Origin of the sequence: Bacillus sp. GMa5/1 (assembly GCF_050172015.1) — a bacterium.
Taxonomy (GTDB): domain Bacteria; phylum Bacillota; class Bacilli; order Bacillales; family Bacillaceae_G; genus Bacillus_A; species Bacillus_A cereus.
This window is the reverse complement of record NZ_JBNLYC010000082.1, coordinates 1-19,819: the sequence shown is the minus strand read 5'-3', so window position 1 is coordinate 19,819 and position 19,819 is coordinate 1. Positions and strand designations below refer to the sequence as shown.

Genomic DNA, 19,819 nt, shown 5'->3' with positions numbered 1-19,819 from the left:
TGTTAAAATTTTTAAGTATCCTTTAACTGTTATATAAACCTATACAGCACGGTGTTTTTACTATATTAAAAGTATGGTAAAGGTTTGTATAAGTGTCCGGTATATATGCTATTTTTGATAAATTAAAATAGTAATATTCTATGAGATTTATATTGTTGACATTGGGATTTCAACGATACATTTTCGTAGGTCGGATTGTTGCGAGTGGATATATATTGCTATGTATTCGGCTACTAAATGAAAGGGTTACTGAAATGAAGTAGGCGGATAGCAAGTATATAGAAAGGAGAAAGGTAGAAAATATGAAGCAAGTATTGAAGTGTTTTAATGTCGTAACAATGATCACACTTCTTCTATCCATCATATTGCCTTCGCCCAGTGCTTTTGCTACAGAGATAAATAAAAAAAGCTGGGATGAGTTACAAGGAAATGATGTGAAAATTAAGGCAGATCAAGTGAATGCTGAAATGTATAAGGGAGAAGTAGCGGAGAGGGAGCACGTATTTCAATATAAGATTGAAAATACGGGAGATACACCAATCCGAGAATTAGTAATTAAACAAAATAATGACAATGGAATTGAGTTTCTTTCGCAATCTGTGAAAGTAAACGGAGAGAAGTTACTTGAAAATAAGGTAGCGGATTTCTATGTAGAGGAAAAAGATAATGGAGGAAAGGTTCTTTCTTCTAATCTTAAAATTCAAGATTTAAAATCACATGAAAAAATGACTGTATTAATAAAAGCTCGTCGTGCGCAACATTTTAATAAAGAGTATAAGCAAAAAATTAGTGTGCAAAAGGATCAACTACAAATAGGAAACATGTCTGTAGATGTTGAAGGGCTTCCTTCTGAAGAGAAGTTAGAAGCTAATATCGATGATGAGGCTGACAGTAGTAAGAAAGCTATCGGATCAACAACTGATTCAAAAACTAAAGAAGTGGATGGAAAATTAAAAGTATCTGTAGAAGATAAAAATACATCTGCACAAAAAACAGAAATAGAGAAGATAAAACAACCTGAGGCTGAGAAGCAACTAGAAAAAGAGAAAAAGCAATCACCTTTAGCAGTAAAGCAGAGTGATGCAGAAGTACAAGCTGCATCAGAAAATGCTTCGAAGGTTCAAATCCAAACAGGAGATAAACAAGGATTTGGAGACCCGTTGTATTCTACAATTGCTCCTGGTAATTTAGTACAGACTGGTAATGTGACGCTTGGTTTAACAGATAATCATTATACTAGGCAAAGTGTTGGTGGCAAAACCAATAAAAAAGCTGTAGATGTTGATAATGATGATACTACATTTAATTCGTCAACAGGTGCATTTCCTAACATTCCTGCTGGAAGTAAAGTGAAAAAGGCGTATTTGTTTTGGACAGCTGCTATGGGGACTCCGAGTGATGCAAGGACAGATTATAGAGTTAGCGATGAAGATGTAAGACAACCCGTTAAAATGAAGATGGGAAATAAGCAATACGCTGAAGTAAGTGCTGATAGTATACGAAAAGCGGATTCTTTACCGTATATTGCAAATCACTATGGCAGTGGTGCAGGATACGTAGCGTATGCAGATGTAACAAATGTAATTGCACAGCAAGGTATTTCTCAAACGGTGACAGTTGCAAATGTGCCACAAATTAAATTTGAAAAAGGCAGTGGCTATTACTGGGGTAACTGGAATCTTATCTTAGTTTATGAAAACTATAAAGAAACAGTAAAAGACATGAAGATTTGGGAAGGGCTAGTCTCTCAAAAAAGTACAGCCTGGACAGATATTAATGTTAATAAAATAAACACACCAAAAGAAGGTGCTTTTAAGGCGAAATTTAGTTATTTTTCATCGCAAGGTGATCCAGCTGATAATGATGGATATGCCTATGATTATGGAGAGTATGATTTTGGGTTAGGGTATCAAAAGTTTAAAAATATTAAAGGTAAAGATAATGATGTTAATGACTCATCTATGACAGAAGTACAAGTAGATGGTACTAACGAATTTGTTACGAAAAAATACCCAGGATATAATCCGGATTGGACAAATTCTTTCAGTACAGATATTCATACGTATCACCTTGAAGGACCCACTCAAGTGAAAAATGATTTAAAAGAAGCAAAAATGCGTTTTAGAGCATATGGTGGTGGCGGTGATATTTACGTATTAAATAACGCTACATTCGTTACAGAACATAATGCTCCAAACTTACAAGTTGATAAAAAGGCATTAGATAGTGCCGGAAAAGAAATTAAGGACGTTAAAGTTGGTGAAGAGTTTACGTATCAAATTGAAGTGAAAAATGATACGAAAAATAACCAAGCGCCGGTATCAAATGTAAAAGGTTTTGATAAATTAGATGATCGTTTAGAGTATGTTCCAGGGTCTATACAATATGTTTCTGGAAGTAATAAAGGAAATAAAACAGATAATGCAAGCGATGATGAAGCAGAGTTTGTAAATAATCAAATTGATTTCCGTGTTGGTGAGGATGCAGATGCTAAAAACGGTGGTGTTTTAAAGCCTGGTGAAAGTACCGTTATTACATTCAAAGTAAAAGTGAAAGATTCTGTACAATCAGATACAACAGTAAAAAATGTCGTTGTTGTAAAGGGACAAGATAGTGCCGAGATAAAGTATGAAACTGAGGACGATGCAAATGTTACGGTTACTACCCCAAAAGAAGTTCCAGGGGAAATAGAGGCGAGAAAAATAGCTTCTAATAAAACACCGAAGTTAGGTGAAGAGGTAGAGTATCGTATTACATTTAAAAATAAGACAAAAGATGGACGTCTAGATGTATTGACCATTGAAGATGAATTACCAAGTAGTCTTGAATACGTGAAAGATAGTTTGAAAGCAGAAGGTGCAAAACCAGAGCCAGTAGAGCTGAAGTTTGAAAATGGAAAAGTAATTGCAAAGTATCCAGAAATTATGGATATGGAAGAAAGAAGTATCGTCTTTAAAACAAAAGTAAAAGAAACTGCAAAAATTGGTGAAGAAATTGTTAATAAAGCAACCGTTAGAGATAAAACAAATCCACCAAAGAATCTAGAAGAGAAGATTACACCACAGCATAAGGCCGGTAAAATTGCTGCAAAGAAAAAAGCAACAAATAAGAAGCCGAGGCTAGGAGAAGAAGTTGAATATCAAATTAGCTTCAAAAATACGGTGGAAAACGGAAAACTAGATGCAGTTACAATAGAAGATGAAATTCCAGCTAACTTAGAATTTGTTCAAGGCAGTGTGAGAGCTGAAGGTGCTGCACCAAATCCAGTAGAGTTAAAAGTAGAAAATGGTAAGATAATCGCAAAATATCCAGAGATTACGGATACAAAAGAGCGAAGCATTGCCTTTAAAGTGAAAGTAAAAGAAGAGGCAAAAGCGGGAGAAACGATTGTTAATAAAGCGGTTGTGAGTGAGCCAAATGGACAAACTGAGCATCCAGAGGAAAAGATTACGCCGGATTATAAATACGGTAAAGTGGATGTAGAAAAAAGCGTAACGAATCAAACACCAAAACTAGGAGAAGAAGTGGAATACCGAATTACATTTTATAATACGGTAGAAAACGGAAAACTAGAAAAGGTGCTAGTAGAAGATACACTACCTAAAGGTGTTGAATACGTGAAAGATAGTTTGAAAGCTGAAGGTATAAAACCAGAGCCAGTAGAACTAAAAGTGGAAGATGGCAAAGTAATGGCCAAGTATCCAGAAATTACGGATACAGAAAAAAGAAGTATTGTTTTTAAAGTGAAAGTAAAAGATTCGGCAAAAGTAGGGGAGGCAATCGTAAATAAAGCAATTGCAAAAGATCCGAAAAATGAGCCTGTTGAATCAAAGGTTGTTATTACACCGCAAAGTAAAAAAGGTGAAATTGCTGCTACAAAGGTAGTTAATAATAAGAAGCCAAAGTTAGGCGAAGAAATCGAGTACCGCATTAGTTTTCATAATACGGTTGAGAACGGAAAACTTGAAGAGGTGCGAGTGGAAGATACAATTCCAAAAGGTCTTGAATATGTAGAAAATAGCATCAAGGCCGAAGGAGAAGCACCTGAACCAGTAGAATTAGCTGTTGAAAATGGGATAGTCAAAGCTAAGTATATCGATATTATGGATATGAAAGAAAGAAGTATCGTCTTTAAAGTAAAGGTGAAGGAAGAAGTAAAAGTAGATAAAGAGATTGTCAATAAAGCAATTGTTGATGATACGAAAAATCCACCGATTGAACCGGAGGAAAGAATTACTCCGCAACATAAGGATGGAATAATTGATTCGAAGAAGACAGTAGATAATTCATCACCAAAACTAGGAGAAGAAGTAGAATACCGAATTAGCTTTAAGAACACGGTAGAAAACGGAAAACTAGAAAAGGTAATAATAGAGGATACAATTCCTAACGGTTTAGAGTATGTAAAAGGCAGCGAAAAGGCTGAAGGTGATAAACCAGCTCCATTAAAGTTAAGTGTGAAAGATGGAAAAGTTATTGCTGAATACGACAATATTACGGATATGAAAGAAAGAAGTATTGTCTTTAAGGTAAAGGTGAAGGAAGAAGCGGAAGTGGGGAAGGAAATCATCAATAAGGCAATTGTTGATGATATGAAAAATCCGAAAGAACCAGAAGCGAAAATTACACCATTACACAAAGATGGAAAAATTAAAGCGAAGAAAATCGTAAATAATGAAACACCGAAGTTAGGAGAAGAAGTAGAATACCGAATTAGTATGAAAAATACGGTAAAGAACGGAAAGCTAACAGACGTGACAGTAGAGGATACTTTACCAGAAGGTTTAGAGTATGTAGAAAATAGTTTGAAAGCAGAAGGTGCCGGAATAGATTCAGTAGAGCTGAAATTTGAAAACGGTAAAGTAATGGCAAAATATCCAGAAATTACGGATACAGAAGAAAGAAGTATCGTTTTTAAAGTGAAAGTAAAAGAAGAAGTAAAAGTCGGTAAAAAAATCATTAATAAAGCAACTATTGATGATTCGCAAAATAAGCCAGTTAATCCGACAGCGGAAATTACTCCTCAGTATAAAGATGGAAAACTTGAAGCAAAAAAGATAGTAAATAATGAAACGCCGAAGTTAGGAGAAGAAGTGGAATACCGAATTAGCTTTAAAAATACGGTAGAACATGGAAAGCTAACAGAGGTAAAAATAGAAGATGATTTACCAAATGGATTAGAGTATGTGAAAGATAGTTTAAAAGTAGAAGGTTCTAAGCCAGATCCAGTGGAATTAAAATTTGAAAACGGTAAGGTAATGGCAAAGTATCCTGAGATTACAGATACAAAAGAGAGAAGTATTACCTTTAAAGTGAAAGTAAAAGGTAAAGTGAGCGATTCAATTGTTAATGAAGCGATTGTGAGCGATACGAAACATCCGCCAGAAACACCGACAGCAGAAATTATTCCGCAACATAAAGACGGAAAAGTGAAAGCGAAGAAGACGGTAAATAATGAAACGCCGAAGTTAGGAGAAGAAGTAGAATACCGAATTAGTTTTAAAAACACGGTAGAAGACGGAAAACTAGCAGAGGTGAAAATAGAAGATACTTTACCAGAAGGTTTAGAGTATGTAGAAAACAGTGTGAAAGCAGAAGGTACTAAGCCGGATCCAGTAGAATTGAAAATGGAAAATGGTAAGGTAATGGCGAAGTATCCAGAGATTACGGACACAGAAGAAAGAAGTATCACTTTTAAAGTGAAAGTAAAGGAAGAAGTGAAAGTCGGTAAAAAAATCGTTAACAAAGCAATTGTTGATGATACGAAAAATGAACCAGAAACACCGACGGCAGAAATTACTCCGCAGCATAAAGACGGAAAAGTGGAAGCGAAGAAGACGGTAAATAATGAAACGCCGAAGTTAGGAGAAGAAGTAGAATACCGAATTAGTTTTAAAAACACGGTAGAAAACGGAAAGCTAGCAGAGGTAAAAATAGAAGATAAAATTCCAGCTGGATTAGAGTATGTGAAAGATAGTTTACGAGCGGAAGGTACTAAGCCGGATCCAGTAGAACTGAAAGTGAAAGATGGAAAAGTAATCGCCAAATATCCAGAGATTACGGATACAGAAGAAAGAAGTATCGTCTTTAAAGCGAAAGTAAAAGAAGAATTTAAAGTTGGTGAAGGCCTTGTCAATAAAGTGGTTGTTGATGATACAAAAGATCCAACAACTTCAGAAGTAACAATTACGCCAGAATATAAAGACGGTAAGCTTAAAGCAGAGAAATTTGTAAACAATAAAAAACCGAAATTAGGAGAAGAAGTAGAATACCGAATTAGTTTTAAAAACACGGTAGAAAACGGAAAACTAGTAGAGGTTACAGTAGAAGATGAAATTCCAGCTGGATTAGAGTACGTGGAGAACAGTTTACAAGTAGAAGGTTCTAAACCAAGTCCGGTAGAATTGAAATTTGAAAACGGCAAGGTAATGGCAAAGTATCTAGAAATTACGGATACAAAAGAAAGAAGTATTATCTTTAAAGTGAGAGTAAAAGAAGAGGCAGAAGTAGGCAAGGAGATTGTTAATAAAGCAATCGTAGTAGATACAAAAAATGAGCCCGAAGAGCCTCATGTGGAAATTACTCCGCAATATAAAGATGGTAAAATTGCTGCGCAGAAAGTGGCGAATAATCATAAACCGAAACTAGGAGAAGAAGTAGAATACCGAATTAGTTTTAAAAACACGGTAGAAAACGGAAAACTAGCAGAGGTAAATATAAAGGATGCATTACCAAATGGTTTAGAGTATGTGGAAGGCAGTATCACGGCAGAAGGTTCTAAACCGAAACCAGTAGAGCTACATGTGAAAAATAATAAGGTAATGGCAAAGTATCCAGAAATTACAGATACAGAGGAAAGAAGCATTGTCTTTAAAGCGAAGGTAAAAGAAAGCGTAAAAGTGGGAGAAGAAATCGTAAATGAGGCAATTGTAGATGATACAAAGAATCTGCCAGAAGAGCCTTATGTACCGATTACACCACAATATAAAGATGGGAAAATTGAGGCAAGAAAAGAAGTAAGTAACCATGAACCGAAGTTAGGTGAGGAAATCGAATATCGAATTATTTTTAAAAACACGGTGAAAGATGGAAAACTAGCAGAGGTAAAAATAGAAGATAAAATTCCAGCTGGATTAGAGTTTGTAGAAGGAAGCGAAAAAGCTGAAGGTGAAGAGCCAAAACCAGTGGAGTTGAAAGTAGAAAATGGTAAGGTAATGGCAAAGTATTCAGAGATTATGGATACGCAAGAAAGAAGTATTGTCTTTAAAGTGAAGGTAAAAGATTCGGTTACAATAGGGAAGGACATTACAAATAAAGCGATTATCCATGTTGATGATCCGAACCATCCAGTAATTGATCCGACAGCAAAAATTACACCACAATATAAAGATGGTAAAATTGCTGCTCATAAAAAGGTGAATAATCATAAACCGAAGCTAGGTGAAGAAATCGAATATCGAATTTCATTTAATAATACGGTGAAAGATGGAAAACTGGCAGAGGTTAAAATTGAGGATGAAATTCCGTTTGGTTTAGAGTATGTGAAAGATAGTCTAAAAGCAGAAGGTGATAAGCCGGCCCCAGTAGAGTTGAAAGAAGAAGCTGGTAAGGTTAGTGCGAAGTATGAAAATATCACTGACATGAAAGAAAGAAGCATTATCTTTAAAGTGAAGGTGAAAGATTCCGTTGAAGTGGACAAGGCAATTGTAAATAAAGCAATTGTTGATGATACAAAAAATCTACCAGAGCGACCAGAAGTAGATATTACACCGCAGCATAAAGATGGTAAATTTAAAGCTAATAAAAAGGTAAGTAAAAAAGATCCAAAGCTAGGAGAAGAAGTAGAGTACCGAATTAGTTTTAAAAATACGGTAGAAAATGGAAAACTAGCAGAAGTGAAAATTGAGGATCAACTACCAAATGGATTAGAGTATGTGAAGGATAGTTTAAAAGCAGAAGGTAATGAACCAAATCCGGTAGAGTTAAAAGAAGAAGCTGGAAAAATTACAGCGAAGTATGAAAATATTACTGATACAGCTGAGCGTAGCATTATCTTTAAGGTAAAAGTAACAGAAGCAGTAAAAGTCGGGAAGAAAATCGTGAATACGGCAATTGTGGATGATGATAATCCGAAGAATCCTCCGCAAAAACCAGAAGCGATTATTACACCGGAGTATAAGAATGGAAAAATAAAAGCTGAGAAAACAGTAAATAACCCAGCTCCAAAATTAGGAGAAGAAGTAGAGTATCGAATTACGTTCCGTAACGTAGTTGAGCACGGAAAATTAGCGAAGGTGAAAATTAAGGATGAATTACCAAACAGTTTAGAGTTTGTAGAAGGTAGCGAAAGAGCTGAGGGGGATAATCCAAAACCGTTGCATGTAAAAGTGAAAAACGGCATAGTACTCGCAGAATATCCAGAAATTACGGATACGAAAGAAAGAAGTATCGTCTTTAAAGCAAAAGTGAAAGAAAAAGCTAAAATTGGCGAAGCGATTGTGAATACGGCGGTTGTGGAAGATACTATAAATCCACCAGAGAAACCGAATGTCGCGATACAACCTCAACATAAAGAGGGTGTATTACAAGCTGAAAAGACAGTGAGTAACCATGAACCGAAGTTAGGAGAAGAAGTAGAATATCGAATTAGTTTTGAAAATACAGTAGAAAACGGCAAACTAACTGAGGTAAAAGTAGAGGACGAAATTCCAGCTGGTTTAGAATACGTACAGGATAGTATAAAGTCTGATGGTCCGGAACCAAATCCAGTAGAACTTAAAGTTGAGAATGGAAAAGTAACAGCAAAGTATCCAGAAATTACGGATACGAAAAAAAGAAGTATCATCTTTAAAGTGAAAGTACAAGAAACGGTACAAGTAGGAAAAGAAATTATAAACAAGGCGGTTGTGGATGATAATAATCCGACAAATCCACCAGTTGAGTCACTTATACCAATTACACCTCAATATAAAGATGGGAAACTAGAGGCAAGGAAAGAAGTAAGTAACCATGAACCAAAGCTAGGGGAAGAAATCGAATATCGAATTACTTTTAACGGCACAGTAGATGGCGGGAAGTTAGTTGATGTAAAGATTGAAGATGAAATTCCGTCTGGTTTAGAGTATGTGAAAGAAAGTCTGGAGGCCGTAGGTGATAAGCCTGTGCCAACAGAACTTAAAGTCGAGAATGGAAAAGTAACAGTGAAGTATCCAGAAATTATGGATACGAAAGAAAGAAGTATCATCTTTAAAGTAAAGGTAAAAGAATCAGTAAAAGTTGGAGAGGAAATAACAAATAAAGCGATCATTCATGTAGATGATCCAGATCATCCAGTTATGGAACCGACAGCGACAATAAAGCCAGAATATAAAGATGGTAAGTTAAAAGCGACGAAGACAGTAAATAATAAAGAACCGAAGCTAGGAGAAGAAGTAGAATACCGAATTAGTTTCAAAAATACGGTAGAAAACGGCAAACTAGCAGAGGTAAAGGTAGAAGATGAAATTCCAGCCGGTTTAGAGTACGTGCAAGATAGCATTAGATTTGAAGGGGCTGAACCAAATCCAATAGAGTTAAAAATGGAGTTTGGAAAAGTAATAGCAAAGTATCTAGAAATTACAGATACGAAAGAACGTAGTATTATTTTTAAAGTGAAGGTAAAAGCAGCACCAAGTAAAGGGATAACAAATAGAGCGGTAGTGGACGATAAAATAAATCCACCACTTGAGCCTACAGTTACAATTTTACCGAAAACAAAAGAAGATCTTAAGATACCAGAAGAGCCGAAGGAACCAGAAGTGAAACCGGAAGAGCCGAAAGAACCGAAGGAACCAGAAGTGAAACCGGAGGAACCGAAAGAACCAGAAGTGAAACCGGAGGAACCGAAAGAACCAAAAGAACCAGAAGTGAAACCGGAGGAACCGAAAGAACCAGAAGTGAAACCGGAAGAGCCGAAAGAACCAGAAGTGAAACCGGAGGAACCGAAAGAGCCGAAGGAACCAGAAGTGAAACCGGAGGAACCGAAAGATCTGAAGAAACCAGAAGTGAAACCGGAGAAACCGGAAGTAAGACTGGAAAAGTTAATTAAAGAACCGCAAATAAAAGTAGAAAAAGAATTACCGAAAACAGGGGCAGCACATTCATGGATGATGTCAGTTGGTGCGGGAATTTCATTCTTAGTTGGCGGAGTATTATTCGTATTAGGTAGAAGAAGAAAACAATAATTTTTTAGACGAAAAGCACACTGAGTTCGATAGTTTATTGGACTCAGTGTGCTTTTATGTTATATAAAAGGAAAGCTCCTTCCACGTATGGAAGGAGCTTTATTTTTGCATATTAAAACATACTTGAGCTATGCATCGGTTGAAGTTTTGCATTTGGATCGAAGTAAGCTTTTGCATTGTTTACTGCTGTCGGTGCTTCGCCAAATCCACAAGCGATAAGTTTTACTTTTCCTTCATATGTACAAATGTCACCAGCAGCGTAAATGCCAGGAATATTTGTTTCCATTTTTGAATTTACAAGGATGCTGTTTTTTTGTATATCTAAGCCCCAGTTTTTAATTGGGCCAAGAGAAGAAACGAAGCCGTAGTTTACGATTACGTCATCAACATCGATGATAATTTTTTCCTCCGTTTTTACATGTTGAAGAACGACTTGTTCAATCTTGTCATCACCAATGAGTTCTACTGGAACGTATGGTGTACTTACTTCTGCACGAGAATTCATTAAGCTTTCTACGCTATGTTCATGCGCACGGAATTTATCACGACGATGAACGATTGTAACTTTTTCAGCAATCGGTTCTAACATCATTGTCCAGTCTACTGCTGAGTCGCCACCGCCAAATACTACGACGCGCTTACCAGCAAATTTATTCATATCATCAACGAAATAATGTAAGTTTTTCTTTTCGTATTTCGCTGTACCTTCTAATTCTAAGCGGCGTGGTTGGAAAGCACCATTGCCAGCAGTAATAATAACTGATTTAGAATAGTGAGTTTGCTTATTCGTAACAAGTTTAAATATACCGTCAGCTTGTTTCTCAAGCGTATCGACAGCTTCTTCTAAACAAACAGTTGGGTCAAATTTCTTCATTTGCTCTTTTAAGTTATCAACTAATTCTTGTGCGCGCACTTTTGGAAATCCAGCCACATCATAAATGTATTTTTCAGGGTAGAGTGCGGATAATTGTCCGCCAAGTTGAGGTAAGCTTTCAATGATTTTTACACTTGCTTGTCTCATACCGCCATAAAATGCTGTGAACAGTCCCGTTGGACCACCACCAATAATTGTTATGTCGTAAACTTTTTGATTTTCTGCCACTTTCATTCCCCCTATAGATGGAATTTTGATATTGATTTCATATATTGTTCATATGTACACGAAAATCCTGCAAATGATGACACTTTCAAATAAATGATAGCATATTTGAGTTCATAATACTTCTGAAAACGACTGAATTGTGTGTAAGTTTTCGCATAGGTTCTTTTTTATTGTATAAAATATACAGGAAGGAAAATACATGAAAAAAAGGCTAAAAAACCCTTGAAAACGCTATGTTATTTTAAAATATTGATAATTCTCCAGACGCTTGAATTCTGGAATAAAACCGACTAATATAGGGAAGTATTATGTTAAATTTCTATGACAAAATTCGTACGATTTTTTGACTGCGTTTTGTTATGATATAGAATGTGATAAATTCCACATTCTTGACAAATAGAGTTTTTAGTACTTGGTATTATTTTTTATTACTATTATATAAAGAAAAGGGTTGTGATTTGGTGAAGACTCCAAAAATCGTAGTTTTAGGTGCAGGTTATGGCGGGATGATTACGACTGTTCGTCTGCAAAAAGCATTATCTGTAAATGAAGCTGAAATTACGCTAGTAAACAACAACAGCTATCACTACCAAGCGACTTGGTTACATGAGAGCGCAGCTGGTACATTACAAGATGAAAAAATCTGTCTAGATATTCAAGACGTTATTGATACAAATAAAGTGAACTTTGTACAAGACACAGTAGTAGAAATTAAAGCTGCTGAAAAACGCATTATCTTAAAAGATGGCGAGTTAGAGTATGATTACTTAGTAATTGGTCTTGGTTTCGAATCAGAAACATTCGGAATTACAGGATTAAAAGAGCATGCATTCTCAATCGCTAACATTAATGCAACTCGTGAAATTCGTGAGCATATGGAAGCTAGTTTCTCTAAATATGCAACTGAACAACGCGATGAGTTAGTAACAATCGTTGTTGGTGGTGCTGGATTTACTGGTATCGAGTACGTAGGTGAGCTTGCAAACCGTGTTCCTGAACTTTGCAAAGAGTATAATGTACCACGTGAAAAAGCACGTATCATCTGTGTAGAAGCTGCTCCAACAGCACTTCCAGGTTTCGATCCAGCGTTAGTAGAATACGCTGTAAAACAGCTTGAGAAAAAAGGTGTAGAATTCCGCATCGGTACAGCAATTAAAGAAGCAACTGAAGAAGGTATTATCGTTGCGAATGGCGATGACACTGAATTAATTAAGTCTGAAACAGTAGTTTGGGCTGCAGGTGTTCGTGGTAATGGTATTGTGGAAGAGTCTGGCTTTGAAGCAATGCGCGGACGTGTAAAAGTTGATGAGTACATGCACGCTCCAGGATACGAAGATGTATTCATGGTTGGTGACGCAGCGTTAATCATTAATGAAGAAATTAACCGTCCTTACCCACCAACAGCACAAATTGCAATTCAACAAGGTTACAATATTGCACACAACTTAACTGTATTAGTTCGTGGCAAGGGCGAAATGAAGAAATTCGCATTCGATAATAAAGGATCTGTATGTTCTTTAGGTCATGACGATGCAATGGGCGTTGTTATGGGTAAAAAGTTAACAGGTTGGAAAGCTTCCTTCATGAAGAAAGTAATCGATAACCGTTACCTATTCTTATTAGGTGGACCTTTATTAGTTCTTAAAAAAGGTAAATTAAAGTTCTTTTAATATATAGTAGAAAAAGCAGAAACGGCTAAGAGCTGTTTCTGCTTTTTTCATATTAAAAATATAGTATAATATATAAAAAAAGAAAGAATATTCTGTCCGTTCTGATGGAGGAGGTTATTACATCATGGAGAAACGAGGGAAGGTATGGCTAGCTGTTAGTGGTTTAGTAGCTACAAAAGATGGTAGGTGGCTATTTGTTAAGAAGAAATACAGTGGATTAAAAGGGAAATGGTCTTTACCGGCTGGTTTTGTAAATGAAGGTGAGACGGTTGATGAAGCTGTGAAACGCGAAGTGTTAGAAGAGACAGGCATTGTCGCTCATGTGAAGGGGATTATTGGTGTTCGATCGGGTGTTATTCGTAATGAGATCAGTGATAATATGATTATTTTCCTTTTGGAACCTGAAGGAGAAAATATTATTGTACAGGAGAAAGAATTGTCTGAAGTGGCGTTCTTACATCCGGATAAGATTGTAGACGATCCGAATACGTCTGTGCTTATTAAATATTTGTTAGAAGGAAGATCAGAACTACATCTTGAAGTGGACAAAACATTAAATCCAGGTGAACCATTTGGTTATACAGCTTATCACGTATTTACGGCACGTACGGAGGAGAGGGGAAAAGAGTGAGTATACCGGTACTACTTATTTCAATGATGTTATTCTTTATTTTGTTCTTTGGAATTGGATTTTTACTCAACATGATTTTGCGAGCTACTTGGGTAATGGTTATTGTGTATCCGATTGTTTGTATGCTTATTATTAATAAAGCGAGTATGTGGGATTATTTTTCAAAACCGAAAGAAACATTTTCTTCATTTGGGACAAGTGTATCGCACTTAGGACAAGCAGACGTATTTATTCTATCTACTGGATTAGTAGGGGCTGCTTTAGCAGGAGTCGTAATCAAGAAACTTCGGAAAAGCGGATATCAAATGTTTTAATCTCCAATTAAGTTGGAGATTATTTTTTTGCATATTCCTTCATCGTATAGGGAATGATTAACGATGAAGGAGTGTGGAATATAAAAATGTTAAAACGATATTGTATTCGCATTATGATGACTTGTTTACTTGCAATTGCATTATGCGTAACATGGAATGCTTTCACAGGAGTTTCTTTATTAGAGATTGTAAAGATATATGAAGGAATGAGTGCAAAAGAAGTACATGCAGCAGAAGTTAAGAGAAATGTTGCTCCGAGTAAAGAAGTGATAAATGCTTTAGAGCAGGCAAACGACTGGTCTAAATATCGTTCAATTGAAATGACTGCAACAGGTTATACATCGGGGATTGAGTCAACTGGTAAGAGGCCAGGGCATCCAGAGTATGGTATTACATATTCAGGTGTCAAAGTGAAAAGGGATTTATATTCCACAATTGCTGCGGACTTACGCGTATTCCCGATTGGAACGATTCTCTTCGTGCCAGGTTACGGGTATGGTGTAGTAGCTGATAAGGGCGGTGCAATAAAAGGAAACCGTCTTGATCTATATTATGATACGGTGAAAGATGTTTATAGCCAATGGGGTAAGAAAAAAGTAAATGTGTACGTAGTAAAAGTAGGAAATGGTAAGTTTACAGAAGAAGAGTTAACGATGTTAAATCAAGACGAAACGATGCAAGTGTTTCGTGGTCAATATTTAAAACAAAGATAGTCTAGTCGTAATTACGCTAGACTTTTTTTCTTGGCTTATTTCATGATAGAGGAGATTTTGGATCTGCGATTTTACACGCCATATAACTGTAGTTAGAATTATCGCATTTTATCGAAAATAAAGTTATAATGGTGGTAGAGAAATTTAGGGGGTCTGAACATGTTTCAAGTACAAAAAGAATTAGCAGGTCATGAAGCGGTAATTGTTGCTTTATTTGAAGAAGAGAAAATGAGTAGTTTTGTACAAGAACTGGACAAAGCGTTTGAAGGGCAATTACAAGTTTTACTAGAAGAGAAAGAATTATCTACGAAGAAAAAGGCCATTTCGAAAGTACATAGCTTAGGGAAAACAAATGTGAAACGTTATTACTTTGTTGGTTTAGGAAAGAAAGAATCTTACACGACAGAAACGTTACGTGCGGCTCTTGGTAAGGCGTTTAAAACACTGCAAGCAGCAAAAGTACGAGATGCAGCAATCTTACTTGATTCTTTCGTAACAGAGAAATTAGACGCGATTGATGTCGCTCATATTGCGGCAGAGGTACAAGGCCTTGGTACATATGAGTTACAAACGTATAAATCAGATAAAAAGGATCGTGTAGAGTTAGAGAAGTTCACGGCTATTACAGCGGAAGATGCACAAGAAATTGAAGCAGCATTAACAGTTGGCTACGTACATGGACGTGCAACAAATTCAGCTCGTACACTTGTAAATATGCCGCCAAACGTATTAACAGCGACAAAGCTTGCTGAATATGCTGTTGAATTAGCGGAGAAGTATGATATGGACTATAAAGTTCTTGAGAAAGAAGAGATGGAAGATCTTGGTATGGGCGCGTTACTTGCAGTAAACCAAGGTAGTGTAGAGCCACCAAAAATGATCGCTCTTATTTATAAAGGGAAAGAAGAGTGGACAGATGTCATTGGATTCGTTGGAAAAGGTATTACATACGATACAGGTGGTTATTCTTTAAAACCACGTGAAGGCATGGTTGGTATGAAAGGTGATATGGGCGGTGCAGCTGCTGTATTAGGTGCGATGGAAATTATCGGTGAACTTCGCCCAGAACAAAATGTGATCGCTGTTATTCCTTCAACTGATAACGTTGTAAGTGGTACGGCATTTAAGCCAGACGATGTAATCACATCTATGAGCGGAAAAACAATTGAAGTATTAAATACGGATGCAGAAGGTCGTCTAGCTTTAGCTGACGGTATTACGTATGCGAAAAAACTTGGTGCAAACTACCTTGTTGATGTTGCAACATTAACAGGCGGTGTAATTGTTGCACTTGGAAACTATACGACAGGCGCAATGACAAATAATGAAGAGTTATTTGAGCAAGTGCTAGAGGCTTCTATGGAAACGGATGAGCCAATTTGGCAACTACCGATTTTTGATCGTGATAAAGAACGCGTTCGAAACAGTAAGTTTGCTGATTTAAATAACTCACCAGGCCGTGAAGGACATGCGGTTATGGCAGGTACATTCTTAGGCGAATTCGCTGAAGATACACCGTGGGTACACTTAGATATCGCTGGAACATCAGAAACAAAAGGCGCGCACGACTTAGGTCCAGCTGGAGCAACTGGTGCAATGGTACGTACACTTGCAACACTTGTAGAGCGTTTTGGAGAAGAATAATTTTTTTGAAGAAAAGGCTGTCTCGAATTTTTGAGGCAGCCTTTTTATTGGTATAGTAGACCTGTTTATTGGTAATTCGATATAACTTTGTTTGCTACTACGCTGTTGAAAAAAATGTTTATAAAGAAATCGTGTATAAAATTCCATTTGAAAAAGGAAGTACGGTCTGTTTCTTTACAGAACCAAGTGCATCACTTTTTTCGGGTAAGCCAATTGTAACTTTGAGGCGTGTCCCGAGCTCAAGATTAACTTCTGTAATTGTGTTAATGAAAGAATATTAGCAATGGAGACGATACGATTATTTTAACGAGAATGCATCATCATGAAGATGATTACTTTTAGAAAATGTTGATTCCATTAATGAGCGTGTAATGCTGTTGTAGCTTTGTCTATTAGAAATACCAATATGGATGAGAGACCTCTTTATTGGTATTTAATAGTTGATTTTCAATGTTATACTTATGTGATATAATCTTTCCTGTATTAGAAGTAAATAACAATTGAATAGGGAGGGAAAGAAGAGAGTGACAAAAATAGAAGCACTCTTATTATTATGAGGGAAGGAACTTTATCTCAACAAAATATAGTTGTATTGTTTTTTAAACAGTTACGCCCGAAACAATGGACTAAAAACTTGCTTGTATTTGCAGCGTTAGTCTTTTCGATAAAACAAGTATCTTTAACTATGGTGGCACAAGCTGCAATTTGTTTTGCGCTATTTTGTGCAATATCTGGCTGTGTCTATATTTTAAATGATTTTATGGATATTGAGGCAGATCGACAACACCCTATTAAGCGATATCGACCGATGGCATCGGGTGCATTAAATCCGTACTTTGCTATTACGGCAGGCTGTGTTATTTTAGTAGCGTCTTTAGTAGTTTCATATATACTAAATCCGTTATTGTGCTTAGTATTAGCAGTCTATTTTATTTTAAATGTAGCGTATTCAATTCGTTTAAAGCACGTTGTAATCATTGATATTTTAATTATTGCATCTGGATTTGTTTTACGAGCATTGGCCGGTGGATTAGTTATTCAAGTGCCATTTACACCGTGGTTTTTATTATGTACATTATTACTGTCACTATTCTTGGCCATTAATAAAAGACGACATGAATTAGTATTGTTACAGAATAATAAAGGTTCTCATAGAAAAGTATTAGAAAGTTATTCTCCTGCTTTGTTAGATCAATTAAGTACAATTGTTACATCGGCAACTATTGTAACTTATGCTATCTTTACTTTTAATGCAGGGAAAAGTATCTATTTAATGTGGACAATCCCATTTGTAATTTACGGGATTTTTCGTTATTTATATTTAGTTCACATGGAAGATAAAGGTGGAGAACCAGATAAAGTTTTATTAGAGGATCAGCATATTTTAATAACAGTGTTGTTATATGCGATAACAGTTATTATTATACTATTGAACTTTTAATTACTCTATTCGGGTTTGTTAAAACGTTTAAGAGGAGTGTCTTAAACGTTTTTTATTTGGAATAAAACATTTTTTAAATATAAACAGTTAAGGAGTATAGAGATGCAACAATTTTTGATGATTATTTTATCAGTTGGTATGGGAGTTGTAGGGCAAATTTTATTAAAGTTTGGTGCAATGAAATCACAAAGTTCAGCGGCTGTAGGTATTATGAATTTCATTAACGTACCGAACTTTTTCGGACTAGCTTTTTACGGTTTAAGTGCATTATTATGGATGATTGTGCTGAGAAAGGTTGATTTAAGTTATGCATACCCAATGGTGAGTTTCGGATATGTATTTGTTATTATTGCGTCAGCATTATTATTTGGTGAAACAATCAATTTCATGAAAATTGCTGGAATGGTATGTATAGTAGCGGGCATTTTATTTATTGCAAAATCATAGGAGGTAAAGCAATGGGAACATATTTATATTGTGTACTTCCATTTATAGCTTGGGTAGCTTCGGGAGTATTGAAATTTTTAGTGAATTATCTTCGTTCTGGAAAAGATGCTTTTCGTTTAGTAGGAAATGGTGGATTTCCTAGTACGCATACAACGATTTTATCAAGTATGGTCATGACAATAGGGTTTCATGAAGGTTTTAATACACCGATGTTTGGAATCGGGATGGCAATTTTAACAATTGTTATCATTGATGCCACAGGACTTCGCCGTACAGTTGGTAAACATGCAAAAATGTTGAATAAACATATAAGTTCGGAAGAAGAGAAATTAAGAGAGCGCCAAGGACATCATTGGCATGAGATTTTTGGTGGACTTGTGTTAGGAATAGTTATTGGGTATGTGGCACATCTAATTATGGTATTTCTACCGTAGAGAGGAGAAGAAGTATTGAATATTTGGAATGATTATAAAGGAAAGGGGATATTAGCCCTTGTCCTTTTCATTTTTTATTGGTCATTTTATTTTTTTATCGGTTGGAAAATGGAAAACGACTCTAAGATTTTAACAGCTTCCTGGTATGACATGTATTTTTCTTTTGATCAGGGTTATTACATTTTAAGTTTTTTCTTGGCTAAAATACCAATTGCAGATGAAGTGTTGTTTCGACATCCATTTTTAAATTTTTTAACTGAGGAAATAGCAACAGTGGTATCATCACTAGGTGTAAAAAATGTAGTGCAAGGTATTATATTTTTCCAAGCATTCTTAAGTACGATAAGTGTAGTCATGATTTACATGTTATGTTGTAAAATTTGTAAGAATGTAATTGTTTCTTTCCTATTAGCGGTTATGTACGGATTTTCAGCTACTCTGTTAGTTATTACGTGGACACCGGAATCTTTTGTTTACGCCAATTTCACATTGGTACTGATGTGCTTTGTATGTTATCCGTTTATTACAGGAGAAAAAGAAGCGAAAGCAGGATTCAGCGCTGCTAATATGTTATTGGCAATAGGAATAACGGGAGTTACATTAACAAATTCGTTTATGTGGTTTTTAGGTAGTGTAATGAGTTATAAAACATTAAAGAAAAGAATTATTTGGACTGGTATTTCTATCATTGTAGTTGTGTTTCTTTTCGCATTAGTGATTATAGAAAATAACATATCACTTATTGATGTGATCAATACTAATATTAAATTTACAGAGAAACAAGGTTTTTCAGAGGAATATGTAGGGTCTAAGTATATACTAGTATTTCATTTAGTATTGGGATCTTCATTCATCTTTGGACCGTTCTCGGAAGTTACTTTAAGACAAGGTGAGCAATTCGCACAATTAAATATGCTTCCATCGCATACTATGATCGGATGGATTGTGATTGTATCTGTGTATGCTTTTATAATAGTAGCTGTATGGAAAAACTTTAGAAAAGAACCTTTCGTAAGGTTTTTAAGCTTCTGTTTACTATTTAATATTGTTTTACATGGAATTGTTGGTTTTGGAGCATCTGAAGCATTTATTTATGGCGCACATATGGTATTTACAATACCTTTGTTATTAGCATATGGCTTTAAAGTGATGAGACGTATAAAAGTAGTCGGTTTATGTATAGTATTACTATTAATATTA

Annotated in this window: 11 protein-coding genes; 10 read left to right on the top strand and 1 reads right to left on the bottom strand. The window is 35.8% G+C overall.

All coding sequences use genetic code 11. The features are described 5' to 3' along the window. Positions 1-302: 302 nt before the first annotated feature. On the top strand, positions 303-10,223 hold the full coding sequence (locus tag ACQGSG_RS18150) for an isopeptide-forming domain-containing fimbrial protein (RefSeq protein WP_325842580.1): 9,921 nt from the start codon (positions 303-305) through the stop codon (positions 10,221-10,223). A 112-nt stretch (positions 10,224-10,335) separates the two neighbouring features. On the opposite strand, the gene ACQGSG_RS18145 is transcribed toward ACQGSG_RS18150, so the two are convergent. Beyond that, positions 10,336-11,325: an NAD(P)/FAD-dependent oxidoreductase gene (locus tag ACQGSG_RS18145; RefSeq protein WP_000829788.1), complete on the bottom strand. Its 990-nt coding sequence runs from the start codon at positions 11,323-11,325 to the stop codon at positions 10,336-10,338. A 461-nt stretch (positions 11,326-11,786) separates the two neighbouring features. Here ACQGSG_RS18145 and ACQGSG_RS18140 point away from each other — a divergent pair, with 461 nt between their 5' ends. The 9 genes from ACQGSG_RS18140 to ACQGSG_RS18100 all read left to right on the top strand — a co-directional run. Continuing rightward, positions 11,787-12,995 (top strand): NAD(P)/FAD-dependent oxidoreductase, encoded by a 1,209-nt coding sequence (locus tag ACQGSG_RS18140; protein WP_000856612.1) that lies wholly within the window; start codon positions 11,787-11,789, stop codon positions 12,993-12,995. A 124-nt stretch (positions 12,996-13,119) separates the two neighbouring features. Then, positions 13,120-13,626, top strand: coding sequence for an NUDIX hydrolase (locus tag ACQGSG_RS18135; protein WP_098605320.1), 507 nt, complete (start codon positions 13,120-13,122; stop codon positions 13,624-13,626). Continuing rightward, positions 13,623-13,940 (top strand): YuiB family protein, encoded by a 318-nt coding sequence (locus tag ACQGSG_RS18130; protein ID WP_000027016.1) that lies wholly within the window; start codon positions 13,623-13,625, stop codon positions 13,938-13,940. Before ACQGSG_RS18135 ends, ACQGSG_RS18130 begins: the two co-directional genes overlap by 4 nt. A gap of 86 nt (positions 13,941-14,026) precedes the next feature. Continuing rightward, the gene (locus ACQGSG_RS18125; RefSeq protein ID WP_000920098.1) at positions 14,027-14,653 is read left to right on the top strand and encodes a 3D domain-containing protein; all 627 of its coding nucleotides are present in this window, start codon (positions 14,027-14,029) and stop codon (positions 14,651-14,653) included. A gap of 159 nt (positions 14,654-14,812) precedes the next feature. Continuing rightward, positions 14,813-16,297, top strand: coding sequence for a cytosol aminopeptidase (pepA, locus tag ACQGSG_RS18120; protein ID WP_000487949.1), 1,485 nt, complete (start codon positions 14,813-14,815; stop codon positions 16,295-16,297). A 553-nt stretch (positions 16,298-16,850) separates the two neighbouring features. Continuing rightward, on the top strand, positions 16,851-17,738 hold the full coding sequence (locus tag ACQGSG_RS18115; RefSeq protein WP_001206691.1) for a decaprenyl-phosphate phosphoribosyltransferase: 888 nt from the start codon (positions 16,851-16,853) through the stop codon (positions 17,736-17,738). Between the two features lie 102 nt (positions 17,739-17,840). After that, positions 17,841-18,185 (top strand): EamA family transporter, encoded by a 345-nt coding sequence (locus tag ACQGSG_RS18110; RefSeq protein ID WP_001183889.1) that lies wholly within the window; start codon positions 17,841-17,843, stop codon positions 18,183-18,185. Between the two features lie 11 nt (positions 18,186-18,196). Then, positions 18,197-18,619, top strand: coding sequence for a divergent PAP2 family protein (locus ACQGSG_RS18105; RefSeq protein WP_000537661.1), 423 nt, complete (start codon positions 18,197-18,199; stop codon positions 18,617-18,619). A 15-nt stretch (positions 18,620-18,634) separates the two neighbouring features. Continuing rightward, positions 18,635-19,819: DUF6080 domain-containing protein (locus ACQGSG_RS18100; RefSeq protein ID WP_426947754.1), on the top strand; the 1,185-nt coding region annotated here is incomplete at its 3' end.

Coding starts and splice junctions, on each gene's coding strand:
- ACQGSG_RS18150 (WP_325842580.1), top strand. CDS start 303: ATGAAGCAAGTATTGAAGTGTTTTAATGTCGTAACAATGATCACACTT.
- ACQGSG_RS18135 (WP_098605320.1), top strand. CDS start 13,120: ATGGAGAAACGAGGGAAGGTATGGCTAGCTGTTAGTGGTTTAGTAGCT.
- ACQGSG_RS18125 (WP_000920098.1), top strand. CDS start 14,027: ATGTTAAAACGATATTGTATTCGCATTATGATGACTTGTTTACTTGCA.
- pepA (WP_000487949.1), top strand. CDS start 14,813: ATGTTTCAAGTACAAAAAGAATTAGCAGGTCATGAAGCGGTAATTGTT.
- ACQGSG_RS18115 (WP_001206691.1), top strand. CDS start 16,851: ATGAGGGAAGGAACTTTATCTCAACAAAATATAGTTGTATTGTTTTTT.
- ACQGSG_RS18110 (WP_001183889.1), top strand. CDS start 17,841: ATGCAACAATTTTTGATGATTATTTTATCAGTTGGTATGGGAGTTGTA.
- ACQGSG_RS18105 (WP_000537661.1), top strand. CDS start 18,197: ATGGGAACATATTTATATTGTGTACTTCCATTTATAGCTTGGGTAGCT.